Origin of the sequence: Sulfitobacter sp., assembly GCF_036961165.1 — a bacterium.
Taxonomy (GTDB): Bacteria; Pseudomonadota; Alphaproteobacteria; order Rhodobacterales; family Rhodobacteraceae; genus Sulfitobacter.
This window is the reverse complement of sequence record NZ_JBALVJ010000019.1, coordinates 24,340-43,214: the sequence shown is the minus strand read 5'-3', so window position 1 is coordinate 43,214 and position 18,875 is coordinate 24,340. Positions and strand designations below refer to the sequence as shown.

The 18,875-nt window shown below is 57.8% G+C and carries 24 protein-coding genes; 6 read left to right on the top strand and 18 right to left on the bottom strand.

Translation table 11 applies throughout. The annotated features are described in order from the left end of the window. Positions 1-23: 23 nt before the first annotated feature. From V7730_RS10510 to V7730_RS10465, 10 genes are all read right to left on the bottom strand, one after another. Positions 24-992, bottom strand: coding sequence for an ABC transporter permease (locus V7730_RS10510; RefSeq protein ID WP_335747550.1), 969 nt, complete (start codon positions 990-992; stop codon positions 24-26). Positions 993-995: 3 nt separating this feature from the next. After that, positions 996-2,090, bottom strand: coding sequence for an ABC transporter permease (locus V7730_RS10505; protein ID WP_335747549.1), 1,095 nt, complete (start codon positions 2,088-2,090; stop codon positions 996-998). A 3-nt stretch (positions 2,091-2,093) separates the two neighbouring features. Further along, the gene (locus V7730_RS10500) at positions 2,094-3,683 is read right to left on the bottom strand and encodes an ABC transporter ATP-binding protein (RefSeq protein ID WP_335747548.1); all 1,590 of its coding nucleotides are present in this window, start codon (positions 3,681-3,683) and stop codon (positions 2,094-2,096) included. 107 nt (positions 3,684-3,790) lie between these two features. Then, positions 3,791-4,789 carry a BMP family lipoprotein gene (locus V7730_RS10495; RefSeq protein ID WP_335747547.1) on the bottom strand — a complete coding sequence of 333 codons (999 nt, stop codon included), beginning with the start codon at positions 4,787-4,789 and terminating at the stop codon, positions 3,791-3,793. Positions 4,790-4,941: 152 nt separating this feature from the next. Continuing rightward, positions 4,942-5,343, bottom strand: coding sequence for a GNAT family N-acetyltransferase (locus V7730_RS10490; RefSeq protein ID WP_335747546.1), 402 nt, complete (start codon positions 5,341-5,343; stop codon positions 4,942-4,944). 11 nt (positions 5,344-5,354) lie between these two features. Then, complete coding sequence (gene tsaB, locus V7730_RS10485; RefSeq protein WP_335747545.1) at positions 5,355-5,960, bottom strand: tRNA (adenosine(37)-N6)-threonylcarbamoyltransferase complex dimerization subunit type 1 TsaB; 606 nt, start codon at positions 5,958-5,960, stop codon at positions 5,355-5,357. Positions 5,961-5,969: 9 nt separating this feature from the next. Beyond that, positions 5,970-6,530, bottom strand: coding sequence for a NifU family protein (locus tag V7730_RS10480; RefSeq protein WP_335747544.1), 561 nt, complete (start codon positions 6,528-6,530; stop codon positions 5,970-5,972). Between the two features lie 88 nt (positions 6,531-6,618). Continuing rightward, positions 6,619-7,074 (bottom strand): universal stress protein, encoded by a 456-nt coding sequence (locus tag V7730_RS10475; protein ID WP_335747543.1) that lies wholly within the window; start codon positions 7,072-7,074, stop codon positions 6,619-6,621. Positions 7,075-7,205: 131 nt separating this feature from the next. Next, positions 7,206-8,084 (bottom strand): branched-chain amino acid aminotransferase, encoded by an 879-nt coding sequence (locus V7730_RS10470; RefSeq protein ID WP_335747542.1) that lies wholly within the window; start codon positions 8,082-8,084, stop codon positions 7,206-7,208. Positions 8,085-8,108: 24 nt separating this feature from the next. Further along, complete coding sequence (locus tag V7730_RS10465) at positions 8,109-8,339, bottom strand: hypothetical protein (protein WP_335747572.1); 231 nt, start codon at positions 8,337-8,339, stop codon at positions 8,109-8,111. Between the two features lie 192 nt (positions 8,340-8,531). On the opposite strand from V7730_RS10465, the gene V7730_RS10460 reads away from it, so the two are divergent. After that, a complete protein-coding gene (locus tag V7730_RS10460) occupies positions 8,532-9,236 on the top strand; it encodes a M48 family metallopeptidase (protein WP_335747541.1) in 705 nt (234 codons plus the stop codon). Here V7730_RS10460 and V7730_RS22635 read toward each other — a convergent pair. Then, complete coding sequence (locus V7730_RS22635) at positions 9,195-9,506, bottom strand: CBU_0592 family membrane protein (protein WP_443070205.1); 312 nt, start codon at positions 9,504-9,506, stop codon at positions 9,195-9,197. The two genes, V7730_RS10460 and V7730_RS22635, sit on opposite strands and share 42 nt — an antisense overlap. A gap of 142 nt (positions 9,507-9,648) precedes the next feature. Between V7730_RS22635 and V7730_RS10455 the strand changes: the two genes are divergently transcribed. Then, positions 9,649-10,011, top strand: a complete 363-nt coding sequence (locus tag V7730_RS10455) for a YigZ family protein (RefSeq protein ID WP_335747540.1) — start codon at positions 9,649-9,651, stop codon at positions 10,009-10,011. A 26-nt stretch (positions 10,012-10,037) separates the two neighbouring features. Here V7730_RS10455 and V7730_RS10450 read toward each other — a convergent pair whose 3' ends face one another. From V7730_RS10450 to V7730_RS10420, 7 genes are all read right to left on the bottom strand, one after another. Further along, a complete protein-coding gene (locus tag V7730_RS10450; RefSeq protein WP_335747539.1) occupies positions 10,038-10,412 on the bottom strand; it encodes a thiol-disulfide oxidoreductase DCC family protein in 375 nt (124 codons plus the stop codon). A 37-nt stretch (positions 10,413-10,449) separates the two neighbouring features. After that, entirely contained in the window at positions 10,450-10,806 is a 357-nt protein-coding gene (locus V7730_RS10445; protein WP_335747538.1) for a hypothetical protein, read from the bottom strand. Between the two features lie 204 nt (positions 10,807-11,010). Continuing rightward, positions 11,011-12,381: a 30S ribosomal protein S12 methylthiotransferase RimO gene (gene rimO / locus V7730_RS10440; RefSeq protein WP_335747537.1), complete on the bottom strand. Its 1,371-nt coding sequence runs from the start codon at positions 12,379-12,381 to the stop codon at positions 11,011-11,013. Between the two features lie 39 nt (positions 12,382-12,420). Beyond that, positions 12,421-12,900: a rhodanese-like domain-containing protein gene (locus tag V7730_RS10435; RefSeq protein WP_335747536.1), complete on the bottom strand. Its 480-nt coding sequence runs from the start codon at positions 12,898-12,900 to the stop codon at positions 12,421-12,423. A 3-nt stretch (positions 12,901-12,903) separates the two neighbouring features. Further along, entirely contained in the window at positions 12,904-13,428 is a 525-nt protein-coding gene (locus tag V7730_RS10430; protein ID WP_335747535.1) for a YHS domain-containing (seleno)protein, read from the bottom strand. A gap of 126 nt (positions 13,429-13,554) precedes the next feature. Further along, positions 13,555-14,340, bottom strand: a complete 786-nt coding sequence (locus tag V7730_RS10425) for an SseB family protein (RefSeq protein WP_335747534.1) — start codon at positions 14,338-14,340, stop codon at positions 13,555-13,557. Then, positions 14,341-14,922 carry a uracil-DNA glycosylase family protein gene (locus V7730_RS10420; RefSeq protein ID WP_335747533.1) on the bottom strand — a complete coding sequence of 194 codons (582 nt, stop codon included), beginning with the start codon at positions 14,920-14,922 and terminating at the stop codon, positions 14,341-14,343. Positions 14,923-15,025: 103 nt separating this feature from the next. Between V7730_RS10420 and V7730_RS10415 the strand changes: the two genes are divergently transcribed. The 4 genes from V7730_RS10415 (at position 15,026) to V7730_RS10400 (ending at position 18,803) form a co-directional block, all read left to right on the top strand. Continuing rightward, on the top strand, positions 15,026-15,379 hold the full coding sequence (locus V7730_RS10415) for an ArsR/SmtB family transcription factor (RefSeq protein WP_335747532.1): 354 nt from the start codon (positions 15,026-15,028) through the stop codon (positions 15,377-15,379). Continuing rightward, the gene (locus V7730_RS10410; protein WP_335747531.1) at positions 15,379-16,296 is read left to right on the top strand and encodes a cation diffusion facilitator family transporter; all 918 of its coding nucleotides are present in this window, start codon (positions 15,379-15,381) and stop codon (positions 16,294-16,296) included. The genes V7730_RS10415 and V7730_RS10410 overlap by 1 nt, the downstream gene beginning before the upstream one ends. A 148-nt stretch (positions 16,297-16,444) precedes the next feature. Then, positions 16,445-17,104, top strand: coding sequence for an ABC transporter ATP-binding protein (locus V7730_RS10405; RefSeq protein WP_335747530.1), 660 nt, complete (start codon positions 16,445-16,447; stop codon positions 17,102-17,104). Beyond that, on the top strand, positions 17,082-18,803 hold the full coding sequence (locus tag V7730_RS10400) for a capsule biosynthesis protein (protein WP_335747529.1): 1,722 nt from the start codon (positions 17,082-17,084) through the stop codon (positions 18,801-18,803). The genes V7730_RS10405 and V7730_RS10400 overlap by 23 nt, the downstream gene beginning before the upstream one ends. The last annotated feature ends 72 nt before the right edge of the window (positions 18,804-18,875 follow it).

The following is an 18,875-nucleotide window of genomic DNA, read 5'->3' as shown; positions in this document are numbered from 1 at the left end:
TTATCACTTGTTGTGATCTGGCCTTATCGCTCTTTGACATAAGGTTCGCCTCCCGCGCGGGGGGGAATGGCCTTGCCAACAAAGCCTGCCAGAATGATCACGGTCATAACATAGGGAAGTGCTGCAAGAAGTTGACCCTGCACTTTCATCCCGATCAGCGACTCGATCACGTCTGGACGCGTTTCAAGCGCGCCGAAAAGCCCGAACAGCAACGTCGCATAGAGCGCATGCCAGGGGCGCCATTTGGCAAATATCAAGGCAGCCAGCGCGATAAATCCACGTCCGGCGGCCATGTCTTTGACAAAGCCCGCCTGCAATGCGGTGCTCAGGTAAGCCCCGGCAATGCCGCACAGCACACCACAAATACCAACAGCAGCAAAGCGCAGGCCTACGACCGATACGCCTGCCGTGTCCACAGCGGCCGGGTTCTCACCCACGGCCCGCAGACGCAGACCGAAACGCGTGCGGAACAACAGCCACCAGGTGAACGGCACAGCCGCAAAGGCGACATAGACAAGGATCGAATGGCCCGAGATCAGTTCATAATACATGGGACCAAGTACGGGCACTTCGCGAAGGGCCTCAGCGAAGGGCAGGGTGATCGGCTCAAACCGGCCATTGCCAATTAGAGACGGCGTGCGTCCGCCCTGTTTGAACCAGGCCTGCGCGATCAAGACTGTCAGGCCAGCGGCAAGAAAGTTGATCGCCACACCAGAAATCAACTGGTTGCCACGGAAGGTGATGGAAGCGATGCCGTGAATGGCGCTAAGCGCCAGTGAGGCCCCAATGCCAGCCAACAACCCGATCCAGACAGAGCCTGTGATGGCAGCAATCGCGGCAGAGAAGAACGCAGCTGCCAACATCTTGCCCTCTAGCCCGATGTCGAAAATGCCCGCCCGTTCGGAATAGAGCCCCGCAAGACAGGCCAGCAGCAGCGGCGTAGCAAGACGGACGGTTGAGTCGAGAAGTTGCAGAAGGGTTAGATAATCCAAGGCTCAAGCCTCCTTCTTGCGCAGAGCAAGAAACAGACGTTCCAGCGGCATACGCACCATATTGTCGAGCGCGCCAGTGAACAGGATCACTAGTGCTTGAATGACCACAATCAGTTCGCGCGGGATAGACGTCCATAGCGCCAGTTCCGCACCGCCCTGATAGAGAAAGCCAAACAGGATCGCGGCGATAAATACGCCCAGTGGATGCGAACGGCCCATCAACGCCACGGCGATCCCGATAAAACCAGCACCCTCGACGGAGTTGAGCACCAAACGCTCGGCCTCTCCCATGACGTTGTTAATGGCCATCATCCCCGCCAGCGCGCCCGAAATCATCATAGTCACCATGATGATCTTTACAGGCGGTATACCGGCGTAGCGCGCAGCAGATTCCGAGAAACCGAACGAGCGGATCTCATAGCCCAACCGCGTGCGCCAGATCAGGAACCAAACGAAGACACAGGCCAGAACGGCCACGATCAACGATACATTCGCCGGCGCTGATTTGGAAAATGCGATACCAAAGGGCGCTAACATCTCATGCAGAGTTGGCAGGTGAACAGCCTCGGAAAAGCGCGCTGTGGCAGGGTCCATCGACCCTTTGGGGCGCAGGAGGTTGACCAAAACATAGTTCAGGAGTGACGCCGCAATAAAGTTGAACATTATCGTCGTGATAACGATATGGCTGCCGCGTTTGGCCTGAAACCACGCAGGAATCGCGGCCCATGCTGCGCCAAAAAGTCCCGCCGCGACCGCGGCACCAATGAGGGCCAGCGACCAATGTGGCCAAGGGATGTAAAGACAAGCCAGCGCCACGCCCAAACCACCAAGCGCCGCTTGCCCTTCACCGCCGATGTTGAACATACGCGCATGAAAGGCCACGGCTACGGCAAGCCCCGTGAACATGAAATTTGTAGCATAATAAAGGGTATAGCCCCAGCCGTAGCTTGACCCGAGCGCCCCTGTGACCATCAGCTTGACCGCAGCAATGGGATCTTCGCCGATGGCGAGGATAACGAGGGCTGACAGGATCGCGGCCAGCAACAGAGAAATCAGCGGCACAAGGATCACCTCGGCCCATTTTGGCATCACGTCCATGGCTCAAGCGCTCCCTTCACCGACATGGGCAAGGTTCGCCTGAACCTCTTCCACTGTGTGCGGCTTTTGCGTATCTGTGATGCCTGCCATCAGCAGGCCCAGTTCTTTCTCGTCTGTTTCGGCGGGCAAACGCTCGCCCATGATCTGACCGTCAAACATCACCGCGATGCGGTCGCTGAGCGCCATGATCTCCTCCAACTCAACCGAGACAAGCAGCACCGCTTTGCCCTTGTCGCGCAGGGCGATAATTTGTTGGTGGATGAATTCGATCGCACCGATGTCGACGCCGCGTGTGGGTTGCCCGATGAGCAGCAGATCTGGGTTCCGCTCAATCTCGCGCGCGAGGACGATCTTCTGCTGGTTCCCGCCCGAAAAGTTCTTGGCCGCAAGCTTGGGGTCTGGTGGGCGCACGTCAAAGCGCTCCATCTTGCCTATCGCGTCTTCGCGGATCGCGGCATTGTCCATCAGGATGCCGGATTGGAATTCTGGTTCGTTATGATAGCCGAAGGCGATGTTTTCCCATGCGGAAAAGTCCATGATCAGCCCCTCGCGCTGGCGATCTTCGGGCACGTGGGCGATGCCGCTTGCGCGGCGCGATTGCCCATCAGAAGATTTTCCGGTGAGGTCTAGCTGCTGACCGTTCACCGTAATGCTGCCGGTGCCATCCGCATAGCCACCCAAAATTTCCAGCAGTTCTGATTGTCCGTTGCCGGCCACCCCTGCGATGCCCAGCACTTCGCCAGCCCTGATTGACAGGTTGATGCCCTTGAGCCGTTCGACGCCTTTGTCGTCGCGCACGCGTAGGTCTTTGACCTCCAGCACCACATCCCCCGGTGTGGCGGGGGTCTTATCCACCCGCAGCAGAACCTTGCGGCCGACCATCAGCTCGGCCAGTTCGGCGGGCGAGGTCTCGGATGTTTTGACGGTTGCGGTCATCTCTCCACGACGCATCACGCTGACGGTGTCGGTGATCTCCATAATCTCGCGCAGCTTGTGGGTGATGAGGATAATTGTTTTACCCTCTTCGCGCAGGCGGCCCAGAATACGGAACAATTGGTCTGCCTCGGCGGGGGTGAGGACGCCTGTCGGCTCATCCAGAATGAGAATGTCAGCCTGACGGTAGAGCGCCTTGAGAATCTCAACACGCTGCTGGATGCCAACCCCAATATCCTGTATCAGCGCATCAGGTTCAACGCTGAGGCCATAATCCTCAGCGAGTTCAAGAAGGGTGCGGCGGGCCTTGGCGATGGATGGCTTGAGTAAGCGACCGTCTTCGGCGCCCAGAAGGATGTTCTCCAGCACGGTGAATTTCTCAACCAGTTTGAAATGCTGGAACACCATACCGATACCGGCGGCAATGGCAGCCTGACTGTCGGTGATATTGGCCTTTTGGCCGCCCACGAAAATCTGTCCCTTATCGGCTTTGTAAAAGCCGTAAAGAATGGACATCAGCGTGGATTTCCCCGCGCCGTTCTCTCCGATGATGCCGTGAATGGTGCCGGGCATCACGCGGATCGAGATGTCTTTATTGGCCTGTACCGGGCCGAAGGCTTTTGAAATACCTTTGAGTTCAATCGCGGGAGCGTTGGTCATACGGGCTGTCCTTCACACCGAGTGGCGGCGAGGCCGGAAGTCTGGAACTAATTGAATAGGGCCGCGTTGAAAAGTCAACGCGGCCCCGAATTGTGAGTGTCCGCAGCTTAGAAGTCGAGTGCTGGGCAGCTGTCGTTGGTATAGTAGGAAGTCACTTCCACATCACCTGCGATGATTTTGGTACGCGCTTCTTCAACGGCTGCTTTCATCTCGTCCGAGATGAGAGACGCGTTGTTTTCGTCCATCGCGTAGCCAACGCCGTCTTCAGCAAGGCCAAGGGTGAAAACGCCTGTTTCCACTTCGGTGCCTGCCGTGAGGGCGTCATAAACAGCGACATCAACACGCTTCAGCATGGAAGTCAGAACTTTGCCCGGGTGCAGGTGGTTCTGGTTGCTGTCCACACCGATGGAAAGGATGTTGCTGTCAGCAGCAGTTTGCAGAACGCCCACACCGGTACCGCCGGCAGCCGAGAACACAACGTCTGCACCCTGAGAGATTTGTGCAGTTGTCAACTCGGAGCCTTTTACCGGGTCATTCCAAGCAGCAGGCGTGCTGCCTGTCATGTTGGCAATAACCGTGGCGTCGGGGTTAGCAGCTTTAACGCCTTGGGCGTAGCCGCAGCCAAAGTGACGGATCAGCGGAATATCCATGCCGCCGATAAAGCCGACTGTGCCGCTTTTTGTGGCCATACCAGCCAGCATGCCAACCAGATAGGAACCCTCATGTTCTGCAAAGCCGATCTGACGGATGTTTGCCGCTTCCAGCCATGTCACGTCGATGGCGACGAATTTTGTGTCCGGATAGTCTGGTGCGACAGTCGACAGTGGATCTGCCATGGCAAAACCCATTGTGATGATCGGGTTTGCGCCCGATTCGGCAAAGCGGCGCAGAGCCTGCTCACGCTGGGCTTCTGATTGAAGCTCGATCTCGCGGTATGTTTCGCCTGTTTCGTCGGCCCAACGCTGCGCGCCTGCGTAGGCAGCTTCGTTGAAGGATTTGTCAAACTTGCCGCCCAGATCGAAAATCAGGGCTGGTTCGGCCAGTGCTGCACCAGCGCTCAGCGCGGTGGCGGCAACAGCGCCGAGGAATTTGGTCATGAGGGTCATAGATGTCTCCCAGTTTTTGTTGGTGGGGCAGGGGCCATTAAGTTGGCTCTGTTGCCCGTTATCGCGCGCTTGCGCGACGCTGGGACAAAGTTTCGACGTGGATGGGGGCAGGGTCAACCGGATTCTGGTGCCGGACGCGCTTCTGGCATGTATTAACCTCGCGTAAGCGCCTGTGTCATCATCACAGCGTCAACAGCGGGAAATTGCGCGCGCGCATAGTAGCTTTTTCGCAGTCCGGTGCGGGTAAACCCTATATTTTGATAAAGTCCTAGCGCGGCGAAATTATCGGCTGCAACGTCAAGAAAGGCTATTTCTGCGTGCTGGCGCTTAGCGGCTATCCAGTCAGTCAAAAGCGCCCGTGCAATGCCGCGACGCTGCTGGTCTGGCGATACCGCGAGGGTCAAAAGCTCTGATTCTCCGATAAGGGTACGGGTCAGGGCGAATCCGCCTAGCGTTGAGAACAAATCTGTATGGGGTTGGGCGATGAGGGTAGCAAATTCGTCGCTGCTCCAGCCACGGTCGTGCACAAAGGCAGCGGCGTGGATCTGCGCCATTCGCTCCGGCGTCACGGGACGATCTGCGGTGGCGCATCGCGTGCCGGGGCTGCATCGGCGGCACGCAGGTACAGCGGGGCGGGCGCAGTTGGGGCGTCTGCATACCGCAACGCCGTGATGCGCGCGATCGCCACCGCGACGGGATGGGCCGGAGTAGCACCGAAAGCACCGAGCATCGGCACATCGGTTGGCAGGGTAACAAAAGAGACCAGCGCGGGATCGGTCAGGATATCAGTCTCAAAACCTTGGGTGAAAACCATCTCGCGCCGTGCATCTACGATACAAATGCAAGGGCCGCTGGTGCCGAAACGCAGGGCGTCAAACGCGCTGACGCCTACCGCAGGGATATCGAGCGCTAAGGCCAGACCCCGCGCGGCGGAGACTGCGATGCGAATGCCAGTGAAGTTGCCCGGCCCTATGCCCACACCAATGGCGTCAAGCTGATGCATCTGCACACCCGCTTCAGCCAACAGCTCCTCTACAAGCGCAAGCAACCGCTCGGCCTGACCCTTGGCCATCACCTCTTCGCAGCTTGCAAGTATCTGATCGCCAGAAAGAACCGCCACGGCACAATGTGCCGCGGCGGTATCAAGAGCGAGTATCAACGGAGTGCGCATAAAAGCCGATCAGGCGACCGGGCGGACTTCGGTTACTTCGGGAATGTAATGGCGCAGCAGGTTTTCGATGCCCATTTTCAGCGTCAGCGTAGAGGAGGGGCAACCGGCGCAAGCGCCCTGCATGTGCAGATAGACCACGCCGCGGTCGAAGCCGTGGAAAGTGATGTCGCCACCGTCTTGTGCCACGGCAGGACGGACGCGGCTATCAAGCAATTCCTTGATCTGGCCGACAATCGCGCCGTCTTCACCGGTATGCTCTGCATGGCCGGAGCTGGCAGTATGATCCGCGCCCATGACGGGCTGACCAGATTGGAAGTGCTCCATGATCGCGCCCAGAAGACCGGGCTTGAGGTGATCCCACTCGACGCCGTCCGCTTTGGTCACGGTCACGAAATCGGTGCCAAAGAACACGCCTGTTACACCTTCAACAGCGAACAGTCGCGTGGCCAACGGCGAGCCGGACGCAGTGTCTGGCGTCGGGAAATCGGCCGTCCCCAGCTCTAGCACGGTTTGACCGGGCAGGAACTTGAGCGTTGCGGGGTTCGGTGTGGATTCTGTCTGGATAAACATTGGGCATAGCCTCCGTCAGGGTTCCTTCTGATATGCGGATGCATCGAAGGGATGTCAAGGTGTCTGGAATCGTTCTAAACTACTGGCGTCAGGTGATGGCCTCAAGCTTTTCCTTGCTCAGATCGCCCGGAACGATGGTGATTGGCACAGGCAGGCTGCCCGCATTGCGGCTGAGCTGAGAAACCAGCGGTCCCGGCCCCTTGCCGTCTGTGCCGGCACCCAGAACAAGAACGCCAATATCGGAGTTCTCCTTGATGCGGGCCATGATTTCGTCGACGGCTTGCCCCTCGCGGATAACCAGCTCTGGTTCTACACCCTGTCGGTCACGCATCCATTTTGCGAAAACCTCATAGTGGACTTCAATCCGCTCGCGGGCTTCTTCGCGCATGATGTCGCCCACACCGATCCAGTGATTGAACTCTTCCGGTGGAATAACGGCCAAGACTTCTACGCCAGCGCCGGTTTTCGATGCTCGCATCGCGGCAAAACGCATCGCGTTGAGACATTCGCGGCTGTCATCGAGGATCACAAGAAACTTGCGCATGATATTCTCCCTGCTTCGCCGCGGATCATGACGTGCGGGGGGGCGTCATGCAATTGGCTTTTGCAGATAACGCCGCGCAACGTTGACCGTAAGCGGTGCTGTTTTCGCCTGATACTGACAGCATACGACGGTTAGGCTGGTTGTGAAGCGGCCCAGTCCCAATACATCTCACGCACGCGCTGGGTAACGGGGTTGCCGTTTCCGCCCACACTGTAGGTCGTGTCGTCAAAGGCTTTGATCGGAGTGACCTTCATCATATTGCCAGACAGGAATACCTCATCTGCGGCATGGAAATCCTCAAAGCTCAGCACGGCTTCATGCACTTTGATGCCGTCGGCACGCATGTTGACCATGTGACGCGCACGGGTGATGCCCGCAAGAAAAGTACCGTTTGGCACGGGGGTGAAGACCTCACCATCCTTGACCATAAACACATTGGCAGAGGCGGATTCGGCGACGTTGCCGATCGCGTCTGCAACCAATGCATTGCCAAAACCCTTGCTGCGCGCCTCTGCCATCATGCGGGCGTTATTGGGGTAAAGGCAGCCGGCTTTCGCATTCACAACATTGTCTTCAAGCACTGGTCGCCGGAACCGCGTGCGGGTCAGGGTGGATGCTGCTTCGGGCGGGGCCATGGGGATCTGCTCCAGCGAGATGGCAAAGCCGGTCGCGTCCTTGAGTGGCACGATCCCAAGCTCATCCCCCGCCAGCGCCCAATACATGGGGCGGATATAAACGGCGGCATCGCGCGGATACTGCGCCAGACCTTCGCGCACGATTTCGACCATCTTTGCTGTCTCGACTGTGGGGGTGATCATCAGTGCACGGGCAGAGCGGTTGATCCGTGCGCAGTGCGCTTCCAGATCGGGGGCCAGACCGTCAAACAGGCGCGCGCCGTCAAACACGGTCGTGCCAAGCCATGCGCCGTGATCGGCCGCCTTCATGACGCTCAGGTCACCGTTGTGCCAAGTGCCTTCGAAATAGGTGCGGATATTTGTGCCTGTGGCCATGGGACTGTCCTGTTGGATGTGCGCCTATGGCGCGCTGTGATAAATGCCTTCGGGCAGATTGAGAGCGGCCGCAAGGTCGCGCAGCTGGTTAGGCGAAAGGGTGATCTTTCGCAAACTGTCAGTCCTCGGATCCCATTGCTCTATCGTGATCTGGTCGGCAAATGCATTCAGGACCACGTCCTCTTGCAAGGGCGTATTTCCCTCGTCAACAAGGGTGATTACGGAGGCGTCAAATTCATGCTCGATTGTAAACATGACCAAAGAGTATCTGATCACGGGCTGCGTGCAAGCGCCTGATTGAAGCACCGCTTTGCGGCGCAACGTCGCGCATCACACTCACCGTACTGTGATCGGGCTGGTTCCTGCCGCAAGGCGTGCTAAACTAGCAAGCTAATTGCCTTGCACCGGGCAATCGGCACATCTTGAATTATTGAGGAACACCACCGGATGATATCACGCGCTTTTGTGGTCTTGGGGCTTTTGGCAGCACTTGCAGGGTGTGAAGTTGTTCCGGTGGGCCCGACCAGTCCAGTTGTGACCGCGACACCTTCGCAAACAGCTGTTCGCAGCAGTGCGCGTAGTTTTGTGCAGGTCGTCGATACGCTTGAGCCGGTGGCCGAACGGGAGTGCCGTGCACGTACGCAGAACCTCAACTGCGATTTCAACATCGTTGTCGATGACCGCCCCGGTCAGCCTGCGAACGCCTACCAGACCCTCGACAGTCAGGGCCGCCCGATTATCGCCTTCACCCTCGCCTTGATTGCAGACGCTCGCAACGCGGATGAACTGGCCTTTGTTATGGGCCATGAAGCTGCGCACCACATTTCCGGCCACATTGCGCGCCAGCAGCAGAACGCTGTTGCGGGCGCTGTGATTTTCGCAGGCCTTGCCACGCTCAGCGGTGGTGACGCAAACACCGTTCGCTCCGCGCAGGAATTAGGCGCACAGGTCGGCGCGCGCAGCTATTCTAAAGATTTCGAGCTTGAGGCAGATGCGCTGGGTACAATCATCACCAAGAAGGCGGGCTATAATCCGTTGCGTGGTGCCGAATTCTTTACCCGCATCCCCGATCCAGGCGACAAATTCCTGGGCACGCATCCGCCCAACGCCTCACGCATTGACACCGTGCGCCGGACTGCCGCCGGTCTCTGATCTGCTTTTCCTGCACCGCCGAACATGGAGCGCGATGCCAATCAGCGAAATTGTAATCCAGAATATCTGGATCATCGCGGCGGCGAGGTTGAAGCTTGACGTGAGCCCGATAAGGACAGAGCTGGACGCTGTCAGGTTCATGCACATGTACCTGAGCGAATGGCCAGAAATGACCCTGAGATTCTGAAGCGTATAAGTCGTAACGTAGAGGCAAAAACCGCCAATACCTATCAGTTCGGCCGGAGCCGTTGTTGTGATATCAAAAGGCATGTGCTTTGATCCCGAAATATGATGTTAAATCTGAAAATTGTCGCGGAAAAAAGTAACTTCAAATTGCAGCCGGAAAAATCTTGGCTTGTAGCGATCAGTAGTACCCAAAATTCAGTTTCGGCCAAGTCAGGTATTCCTGACCATGCTTAAGTGCGGCGTTGTCCTGACCGATCGCGGTAGCAAATACGCCGTGTCGGGATGTCCGGTATCGAGCCGCTCGGAAATTGACGCCGCTATAAAAACGCTCAAACGTGATAAACCATATGCCAAGGCCACCCATAACACTTGGGGAGCGTTGCTGGTCGATGACGGGCCGATCAAGGCGGATGATGGAGAAAGCGGCGCTGGTATGGTGATCCTGCGCATGCTGGAGCGTGATGGATGTACCGGCCATCTGGTCGTGGTGACCCGCTGGTATGGCGGCAAGCACTTGGGCGGAGACCGCTTTCGTCATGTGCAGACATGTGTGCGCCACTACTTCGACGAGCTGATATCGCAGCCGTGAAATGGGGCCGTGTGTCGACGAAGCCTTCAGTTCTCTCGCCGCTGCCGTGTGAGGTGCCAGAGATAGAGCAACGGCGCCAAAACGTAATCATAAATCTTGCAAGCAACCCAATGCACGCCCGGTAGGCTTACCAGTTTTGCCAAACGGCGCGTTTGCGGAATTTCGCGCCAAAGAAGGATAAATGCGGGAATGCCGCTGTAAACCTGACCTGCCTTGCGTACGTGCAGCCGCTTTGCTGCGTCTTGTTCGGAAATACCCCAATCAGCCAGTGCATGGCCCTGACCCAGATCATCGTACCTGATGGGCAAGGCATGCTGCGCGCTAAGCTTGGCGTAATGATCTACCTCCCGCCGACAGATCGGGCAGGAGGCATTGTATAAAACGTCTAGTTTTTCACTCATGACTTAGAGTTAGCGGGCGAAGGGACAGATGCTAGCCCTAGCGCGGCTTGTAATGGTCAATCCACCGCGACATGAGCGCACGGTCGCGAAAACACTCTGGCGGCACCTGAGTATGTTTCAGCCGCGCGATCCGCTCTGCAAAGCCGACCTGTTTTGAGGAAGGATAATCGTTGAAAGCGCTTGGCGCGGGCTTGTGCGCGTCAATCCATTTGGATAGCCGCGCGCGGTCGTGAGTGATGCCATCAGGCAGGGGGGATTTGGTCTTTTCAGCAAGTGTTTTCGCGTAGTCGATCTGCTTTTGCGTGGCGGCAACTGGCGCCGAAAGCGGCAGTTCGGCCTGCGTGGCAGGTACCACAGCCTCGAAAAGATCGTTGAAAGTCGTTTGGTAGGACATGGGATGCTCCCTGTTCTTGCTCTACCGTTAATATAGAACATAGGGAGAACATTTCAAGATATTTCGGTAATACGGCTGTCGGGGGCCTTTTAATAAGCACAAAATTGCCAATCAGGATCGGTCCCAAGTGGTGCTAGGGACCGATCCTGATCGTTTCCAAGGGGCTCAATTTCGAAAGATCAGCACGCAATGCGGATCTAGGGGTTAAACTACACGTCCCCAAAGATCGTACTCGCCTGCTTCCTCAACCTCGACTGTCACGATGTCTCCGACAGTCAGCTTTTCGAATCCTTCGTCGATGAACAGGTTGCCGTCGATCTCTGGCGCGTCTGCCTTTGTGCGGCAGGTTGCGGCGTCTTCGTCGATTTCGTCGATGATTACGTCCATGCGGCGACCGACCTTGGCTTGCAGTTTGGCCTCTGAAATCGCCTGCGCCTTCTCCATGAAGCGGTCCCAGCGATCCTGTTTGACCTCGGCTGGCACATGATCCGGCAGTGCGTTTGATCGGGCACCGGCGACGTTCTCATATTGAAAACATCCGACACGGTCGAGCTGGGCTTCGTCCATCCAGTCCAGCAGCGTCTGGAACTCGGCCTCCGTCTCACCGGGGTAGCCGACAATAAAGGTCGAGCGCAGGGTGATGTCGGGGCAGACATCGCGCCACGCAGCGATCTCGTCCAGCGTCTTGGAGGCAGCCGCCGGGCGCGCCATGCGTTTGAGCACATCCGGATGGGCGTGCTGGAACGGAATGTCGAGGTAAGGGAGCACCAGGCCTTCTGCCATCAGCGGGATCAACTGGCGCACGTGGGGGTAGGGGTAGACATAATGCAAGCGCACCCATGCCCCCAAAGACCCCAGATCGCGAGCCAAATCGGTGATATGGGCGCGGTGCCCGCGATCTGTCGCGTGTTTGATATCCACCCCGTAGGCCGAGGTATCCTGTGAGATCACCAGCAGTTCTTTCACGCCACTTTGCACCAGCTTTTCAGCCTCGCGCATGACCGCATGGGCGGGACGGCTCTGCAATTTGCCACGCATGTTGGGGATGATGCAGAATTTGCACTTGTGGTTGCAGCCCTCGGAAATCTTCAAATAGCTAAAGTGCCGTGGCGTGAGCGAGACACCAGAGGCAGGCAAAAGATCAATGAATGGATCGGGCGATGGCGGCACCGCAAGGTGCACGGCATCCAGAACTTGCTCATACTGATGAGGGCCGGTCACGGCGAGGATGCGCGGGTGGTGTTCGCGGATATAATCGGGCTCTGCACCCAGACACCCCGTCACAATCACCCGGCCGTTTTCTGTTAGCGCTTCGCCGATGGCGTCAAGGCTCTCGGCCTTTGCACTGTCGAGAAACCCGCAGGTGTTTACAATCACCGCGTCCGCACCCGAATAGTCGGGCGAGATCGCATAGCCTTCGGCGCGCAGGCGCGTCAAAATCCGCTCACTGTCCACCAAAGCTTTGGGGCAACCAAGGCTGACCATGCCGATGGTCGGCTGGCCGCTGCGCTTGGGCTCGGAGAAGGTCGCGCGCGGCGCGAGGTCAGGGCGGAGGTTTGGAGGATTTGTGCTCATCCCAGCGCTATAATCCATGCGCTGCTGTTGGGCAATTGGTCACAGGCCTGTCACTGGCAGGCCAGAAGTCAGCCATCCCGGCCCCGCGCCAGAGCCGAGCATCCCTTCCGGCACGTCAATGATATTGCTGAAACCCGCGTCAGTCAGACGTTTTGCCAGCGCGCGTGTGCGGACACCCCGGGCGCAGATCAACGCAATTGGGGCCGACTTGTCAGGCACCATCTCTAGCAGCCTTTGCGTGAAGTCAGGGTCACGCATGTCTAATGGCAAGGCTCCTTCGGGGACACCGGTGCGCGCCCATTCATCGGGGCGACGGATGTCTATTAATGTGATGTCACCGGAAAGTGCAGCGCTATGGGCGTCCGTCACGCTCAGCGCGCCATTTTCAAGGATGCCGCCAATGTTGTACCAACGCGCGGCCGTCAGCCCGCCTAAGGCAAGGGCACCAACCAGGACACCCCGCCGCGCAAGAGCACGGCGAGGTGACGGCCGATCAGGAGAGGGGACCCCTGATGTCATGGGTCAGCCTTTGGGGGCTGCCGAAGAGAAATCTGGAATGTCGCTGTCGGAAGCTGGCTGTGGATCAAGGCTGGGCCAGTTGCCTTCGGAAAGGGTGAGGTTGCCCGGAATGTCTTCTTCCCAGAAGCCGACAACGTTTTTGGTGATGTTGAGGTAAAGCTTGTCATCAATGATGCGCCATAGGTTCGGGTTACCGGGAACCTTGCCACCTTTGGCAACGCCGTACGCGCAGTGGCCGTCATATTGCGGAACATACTTTTCTGGATCAGCAACGAAAGCTTCACGGTTCGCCTCGGATGAGAAGGCAAATGTGGTGCCGTTATAGTCGGCGGTGATGGACTTGTTGCCTTCGACGGGCGCGGTCTGCACTTGACCAACAGGGTTCTGCGGCAGAGAGAAATACGCAACGACATCATAGCCCGACACAGCAAAGCCTGTGTCATCCACGAATTGTTCCCCCGCGAAAGAGGCGCTGGCAATGGCAATGGCGGTCGCAGCGGCGGCGATGGAAATGGCAAAACGGTTCATGTAACTCTCCTGATGTTGGACTTTGTTGTCCTATATTCAGGAAGGTAGGTACGGTCTGGGCCGTTTGCATCTCGCAATTGCGTGATCTCTCGCAGCCGTGAGCGGGTGTGTGCCGAAACCGCCCGATTATTTCAAAATTGGCGGTGCGTCGGGGTCACTGCCCGGCATCCGGGGCGTTTTCTGTAACGTCTCCATCTGTGGCAGATCAAAACGCAGACCGACGCGGGTGAGTTTCGCCACCGTCGGATCGGTGTGGTTGAAAAAGCCGACATCCATTGCACCGGCCTCAATGCCGGAGAACGTCAGCGCCTCTGAGGCGGCACGCACCAGTGCATCCTGCGCGCGCGGGATCGCGTCGATGAAGGCCAGCAGGTGGCCGCGGCCACCACCAGCATATTCCACACCCACTAACCAAGCATTGGCTGCCATGCCAGTAGCGGTGGCCAGCTTTGCATCTATCGCCTCGATCAGGCTTTCGGGCAGGCCCTTGGGCGGCAGAACGGCTTCGATTTTGGCCTCCACTTCGGCCGCTTCATGTGTCAGCGTCTCGCGCAGCCACGCCACGGCGGTGTCAGGCAACAGGATCGCGGAGGGCGCCACATCTATGTTGAGCGCGATGCCGAGCGGTTGTCCTTCAAGCATCGCAGCAACGTTGCGGCCCGACAGCGCGACATAGGTCGCCGTATCACCGGCATATTGCGCAAGGCGCTGGGCGCGGTCGAAGGCGAGCAAATATTGCGCTCCGTCCATGTCCAGCACCTTTGGGCTGATCTGGTCGTCCTGCGGTTCCTGCTCAAGCAGCAGATACAGCTCCACATCTGCCATCCGCTCATAAAACCGCAAACGGGCGGTGTCGTTTTCAGGGGCGGCCATCATGGCGGCATGGGCTGTGTCCAGCGGAGTCGTGTCCATCTACATTACCTCGGCAACGGCGGCTTGCAGGCGGGGGATGACATCTGCTTCGAACCACGGATTTCTCTTTAGCCAACCCGTATTGCGCCAAGAAGGGTGTGGCAAGGCGAAGGTGCCGACGGGATGGTTCTCCCAATCGCGCACGGCTTGGGTGACTGTGGTGAATTCCGGCAGGTGATAGCGCATGGCATGGCCGCCGATAAGCACGGTGAGGCGCACGTCGGGCACCATCGCCAAAGCCTGCGCGCGCCAAGTTCGCGCACAGATAGGAGGCGGCGGATGGTCACTGCCTTTTGCGTTATAGCCCGGAAAGCAAAAGGCCATCGGGATGATCGCAACGCGGCTACGGTCATAGAACGCATCTTCGTCCAGACCCAACCAAGAACGCAGGCGTACCCCTGAGGCATCCCAGAACGGCGTGTTCGCCTTGTGCACCTTCATCCCCGGTGCCTGTGACGCAATAAGAAGCCGCGCACCGGTTTGGAACCAGACCACCGGATTGGGCCTGTGGGCGGTTGCGGTCGTGCCAAACCGTTCGGCGCATAACGTGCAGTCGCGCAGATCCTGACGGATATCATTCATGGTTTTCTAGGTAAGGGACAAGATCGGTTTGCCAAGGGTAAAATATTTCGAGGGGTGTTGAAATGATCTTGTGATTAGCCCTCGTTTCCATAGTTCTAGAAATGTGGAAACAGAATCGCATGCCATTGATCTTACCCTTGCCGCCTCCGGCTTTGCCGCGCTCGGATCCGAGCAGCGGCTTACGGTCTTGCTGGCGCTGGTCCGCGCTGGGCCCGCGGGGCTAAGTATCGGAGCGTTGGGCGATGTCACTGGCGTGACCGGCTCAACCCTGACACACCACATGAAGATTCTCGCAGCAGCGGGATTGGTCGAGCAGACACGCCAAGGCCGCAGTATCATATGTGCCGCAATCGCCTATGAGCGGGTGCGCAGGCTTTCGCATTTCCTGCTGACCGAATGTTGTGCCGATGCGGAAATCCCCTGTGCGGATCATGAACATAACAAAGGAGAAGCCTGATGGGCGCGTCTCACCGCCATCATCACCACCACGTCGACCCTGATGCAGGGGACGCAAAGATCGCTTTCGCTGTCGGGGTGAACCTGCTGCTTACCGTGGCACAAATTATTGGCGGCGTGCTTGCAGGGAGCTTGTCGCTTATCGCTGATGCGCTGCACAACCTGTCTGACGCCGTGTCGCTGATCATCGCCTTTGTCGCCCGCAAGATCGGGCGCAGACCGGCGGACGCGCAGATGACATTCGGCTATGGCCGGATCGAAGCAGTGGCGGCGCTGATCAATTACACGACCTTGGTCGTTGTCGCGCTGTATCTGGTCTTTGAGGGTATCATGCGCTTTTTCCAGCCTTCGGAAGTCACCGGTTGGATTATTGTGGTGATTGCGGGCGTAGCTCTGGTGATTGACCTGATCACGGCGGCGCTGACCTATCGTTTGTCAAAAACCAGCATGAACATCCGCGCGGCCTTTTTGCATAACCTCGCGGATGCGCTGGGCTCGGTCGCTGTGATCGTGGCTGGAACGCTGGTGATCCTGTTCAAATGGCACTGGGTTGATCCGGTGGTGACACTGCTGATCGCAGGCTACATCCTGTGGCAAGCTGCGGCCGAGATGCCTTCGGTGATGCGTCTGCTGATGCTGGGTACTCCGCCTGACATGAACCCGGCAGAGGTCATTGATACCATGTCGGCGCAAGCCGGCGTCGCATCGGTGCATCACGTGCATTTGTGGATGATGGGAGAGCACGAAAACGCAATCGAGGCTCATGTGGTTTTGACCGCGCAGGCCGATCCCGCCCTAACGCGTACAGGTCTGCAAAAAATGCTCAAGGACCGCTTCAAGCTTGGCCATAGCACGCTTCAGATCGAAGAAAGCGGGTTCGAATGTGCGCAAAGCCAACGCCGCCTTGGTCATGCCTAAGCGTTAGGCATTTTCCCCTGCAGCCGACGTTGTACATTTGTTTCCCTATGGGACATAATGTGGTCAAAATCCCAAGATAGATAATGCGAGATCCTTCGTAGAAGAGGACCCCGATCAACCCCGCAAGTGGAACCGGAGCAGGAGCACAATGCTGGAATTTCGTAACGTTTCCAAGTCTTTCTGGACTGGTACGCAACACAAGGTCATTCTGGACCAGGTGTCGTTCCGGGTGGAATTGGGCAATTCCATGGGCATCCTCGCGCCGAACGGTACCGGCAAGACCACGTTGATCAACATGATGGCAGGGCTTGAAAAGCCCGACGACGGCGAAATTGTCCGTGCGTGCAACATCTCTTTTCCGCTCGGATTTATGGGTGGCGTGGTTGGCAAGGTCTCGGCCATGGAAAATGCGCGCTATATTGCGCGGCTGTACGGGCTGGACCCAGACTATGTAGAAAGCTTCTGCCGTTGGCTTTGCGGCTTGGGCGAGTATTTCGATCAGCCCCTCGGAACCTATTCAGCAGGGATGCGCGCGCGGTTTTCTTTTGCACTGATGCTCGCGCTTGATTTTGATATGTACCTGATCGATGAGGGCATGCCGTCTACGACGGATGTCGAGTTTAACCGGAAAGCAGGAGAAATCCTGCAAGAACGCCTGCGTACCACAACGATCGTGATCGTGTCGCACCAGGCGGAAACGCTAGAAAAATTCGCGCGTACTGCCGCGGTTCTGATGAACGGGCAGCTGAACGTATTTGACAGCTTGGAAGAAGCGAAACAGTTGTATGACTACCAAACCCAAAGCTAGAAAATTCCGGATAAAACGCAGTCCGAGCGCGGCAACCGAAGGGGCAACGCCTCAGCCGGAGGCGCCCAAGGCCACGGCTGCCATTCCGATGCCAGAACCTGTGCACCCGTCTGCGCGTCCGCAAACCACAGGCGAAGCGCGCCCTGCGCCACAGGCTGAGACGCCAAAGCTTGCTGCGCAAGCTGGCGAAGTGTCTTCTGCTGAGCAGGTCAGTGGTGAGCAGGATATGGATGCCATCCGCCGTGAAGGGCTTACCGGCCGTCAGCTGCGTATGGCGCGGCGCGTGGCGCAAAAACATGGGCTGCCCGCGACCTCTGACTTTGATGCGGTACGCTTGTTGCGTGCCAAGGGAATTGATCCGTTCCAACGTTCCAACATGTTGGAGCTGGTGGTGCCGCAAGCAGGCGGATCACAGCATGAAGGTGGTCCCGGCAATGCGCTGGCTGATCTGCCCGCCCAGCAAGGGGGGGCAGGCTCTGGCCGTGTGCAACTGCCGCAGACCATTCCGGTGGGCAAGGGCACGCTTCCCTCGACCCAAGGAAGCCCGATGGAGCGCCGGATGCGCGAGATTTCCGAGATCCAGCAAGGCATCACACTCCGCCGCCGCAAGAAGATGGGCCTGCTCATCGTTCGGTTGGCGTTCTTCGTGCTGATCCCGACGTTCTTTGCCGGATACTACTTCTACAAGGTGGCCACACCGATGTACGCCACGGACAGTCAGTTCCTGATTATCCAGAACGAAGGCGGCGGCGGACCCAGCCCATTCGGGGGCCTTTTACCCACGCAATTTGCCAACTCGGCCGACAGTATCGCCACACAGGCCTATCTACAGTCCAAGGACGCAATGCTGCGACTGGATGGAGACGCCGGCTTTAAAAGCCACTTCACGGATGAGAACATCGATCCGATCCAACGGTTGAACGAAGATCCGACCAACGAAGAAGCCTACAAGCTGTACAAAAAGAACATCAAGATCGGCTATGACCCCACCGAAGGTGTGATCCGTATGGAGGTCATTGCGGCAGATCCGCAAGTCGCGACAAGCTTTTCGCAGCGCTTGCTGCAATATGCCGAAGATCGCGTGAACAGCCTTAGCCAGAACAAGCGTGAAGACGGGATGCTCGATGCCCAGATCGGCTATGACAAGGCGATTGCCGCGCGGCGCGATGCCCAGCAGCGCTTGATCGAATTGCAGGTCGAAAACGGCGTCGATCCAGAAGCTGTGATTGCCGCAGTCCGGACGCAGATCACTAACTACGAAACGCTTTTGATCGAGAAACAGCTGGAGCTTGCCGCCTTGCTGGACAACGCGCGCCCCAACAGCGCCAAGGTTGAGGGTGCGCAGGGTGACGTCCGCCGGTTGGAGTTCGCACTTTCGCAGCTGAACGACCGGATGAGCAACGCAACTGAGGGCCATAACTCGTTGGCTAAACAGGCAGTGACATTGCAGCTTGCGCAGGCCGATTTGGTGAATGCGGACACCAACCTGCAACTGGCCCAAACCGGGCTGGAACAGGCGCGCACAGAGGCTGGGCGTCAGGTCCGCTATCTGACCGTAGCCGTGCGTCCGGTGCCAAGCGAGGAACCTAGCTATCCGCGCAAGTTCGAAAACACCATTCTGGCGTTCCTGATCTTCGCTGGCATCTATCTGATGTTCTCGCTTACCGCGTCGATCCTGCGAGAGCAGGTGACCTCGTAACATCATCGCAGAAGCGCGATGAGAAAAACGCCCGCGGGATGACTCCTGCGGGCGTTTTTTTTGTGACACATC